1 protein-coding gene is annotated in these 407 nt (G+C 64.6%); it reads left to right on the forward strand.

The window, feature by feature from the left end:
* The coding region (locus J9889_RS23720; RefSeq protein WP_210558461.1) for a terminase gpA endonuclease subunit at positions 1 to 407 on the forward strand (407 nt) is incomplete at both ends.

Here is a 407-nt window from a genome sequence, read left to right on the forward strand (position 1 = left end):
CGGTGATGGGCAAACCCATCATCACCTTCCCGCGCAAGAAGAACCGGCAGGGTGTTTACCTGTCGGAGGTCGGCACCGACACCGCCAAGGACGTGATCTACGCCCGCCTGGCCGATGTGCCTGCATCGCTATCCGGGCCGCTGCCTGGTTACCGGCACCACCCTGTCGCCGAGTGGGCAGATGAACACTATTTCAAGGGTCTGACCTGTGAGCGAAAGCGGCTGGAGTTTATCAAGGGCCGCCGCGTCTATCGCTGGGTTAACCCATCCGGCGCCCGCAACGAGCCCACTGACTGCGCGGGTTACTCACTGGCCGCCGTGCGCCTTGGCGTCCAGCACAAAGGCTGGCGCCTGGTCGCCCGGCATCAGCCAACCACTATCAACCACGCCGAGCCGGTATCCCGCCCG

The organism is Aeromonas sp. PrichA-15, from assembly GCF_017939245.1.
GTDB classification, from domain to species: Bacteria; Pseudomonadota; Gammaproteobacteria; order Enterobacterales; family Aeromonadaceae; genus Aeromonas; species Aeromonas caviae.